Annotated in this window: 1 protein-coding gene and 1 pseudogene; both read right to left on the bottom strand. The window is 60.8% G+C overall.

The genetic code is table 11. From position 1 onward, the window contains the following. A partial coding sequence (locus tag ACT84W_RS09220) for a carbohydrate ABC transporter permease (RefSeq protein ID WP_444328991.1) occupies positions 1-783 on the bottom strand: 783 nt, incomplete at its 3' end. After that, positions 783-1,538 (bottom strand): annotated as a pseudogene (locus ACT84W_RS09215) (carbohydrate ABC transporter permease); the annotation flags it as partial. The gene ACT84W_RS09220 and the pseudogene ACT84W_RS09215, both read right to left, overlap by 1 nt. Between the last annotated feature and the right edge of the window lie 25 nt (positions 1,539-1,563).

Below are 1,563 nucleotides of genomic sequence, written 5' to 3'. Positions count from 1 at the left end.
CATCATGATGCAGGCCATCATGGGGCCGAGCTCGACGTGGCCGTAGCCGCCGCGGAAGTACTGGATGAGGATCGGGATCGTCTTGTACTTGGTGCTGTCGAGGGTCAGGTACGGCAGGAGATAGTCGTTCCAGACCCACATGGTCTCGAGGATGCCGACCGAGATGTAGGTCGGCTTCATGATGGGGAGCACCACGCGGAAGAAGGTCTGGACGGGGTTGCAGCCGTCGATCATGGCCGCCTCCTCGATCTCGAGCGGGATGCTCTTCACGAATCCGGAGAACATGAAGACCGCGAGGCCCGCGCCGAAGCCGAGGTAGATGAAGCAGATGTTGTACGGGGTGTTGAAGCCCATGGTGTCGGCGAGGTTCGAGAGCGTGAACATGAGCATCTGGAACGGGACGACCATCGAGAAGACAAAGAGGTAGTACAGGATCTTCGAGATCTTGTTGTTCACGCGGACGATGTACCACGCGCACATGGAGCAGCACACGAGGACAAGCACGACCGACGTGACGGTGATGATCAGCGAGTAGCCGAACGCCTGCGCGAAGCCCTGCTTGGTGAGGGCGCTCACGTAGTTGGCCAGGCCGGCGAAGGTGTCGCCGGAGACCAGGCCGGCGAAGGTGTCGCCGGAGACCAGGTCGAACGCGGTGGTGGTGCTGATCGCGGACTCCTGCTTGAAGGAGTTGAGGGCGATCATGAACATCGGGTAGATCCACGCGAGCGAGAGAACCACAAAGAAGACCGAGAGCACGCGGTTGATGACCTTGTCCTTCTTCATTACTGCCCGACCTCCTTAGACTGCGTGGCGCGCAGCTGCACGAGCGCGATGACGACGACCAGGATGCAGAAGATGACAGCCTTGGCCTGGCCGATTCCCATCCACTTGATGCCGGAACGGGAGTAGAACGTGTTGAAGATGTTCAGCGCGAGCATCTCGGTGGAGTGCGCGGGCTCGCCGCCGGTGAGGGCGAGGTTTTGGTCGAACAGCTTGAAGCCGTTGGTGAGCGAGAGGAACAAGCAGATCGTGATGGTCGGCATGAGGTTCGGGATCTTGACCTTCCAGAACGTCTGCCAGGCGGTGGCGCCATCGACCTTTGCCGCCTCGAGGTAGTCGCTCGGGATGGACTGCAGGCCGGCGACGTAGATGATCATCATGTAGCCGATCTGCTGCCAGAGGGTCAGGATGATGAGGCCCCAGAAGCCTGCGGTCGAGTCGAGCGCCAGGAGCTGACGGCCCGCGTTGGCGAGCAGGCAGTTGATGAGGATCTGCCAGATGTAGCCGAGGACGATGCCGCCGATGAGGTTCGGCATAAAGAAGACCGTGCGGAACGCGTTCGTGCCCTTGAGGCCCTTGCGCGTGAGCGCCTGCGCGATGGCGAGGGCGATCACGTTGATGAGGACGACCGAGACGACGGTGAACGCAACGGTAAAGAAGAACGACGCGGTGAACTGGGTGTCGGCCAGGGCGTCGACGTAGTTGCGCAGGCCGACGAACTTGGCGTTGCCGACGGTGATGAACTCGCAGAACGAGAGGTTCTTCTTCCACTACTCGGAAGGA

This window comes from Paratractidigestivibacter sp. (assembly GCF_052362415.1).
Classification (GTDB): domain Bacteria; phylum Actinomycetota; class Coriobacteriia; order Coriobacteriales; family Atopobiaceae; genus Paratractidigestivibacter.
This window is presented reverse-complemented; position numbering and strand designations above follow the sequence as displayed.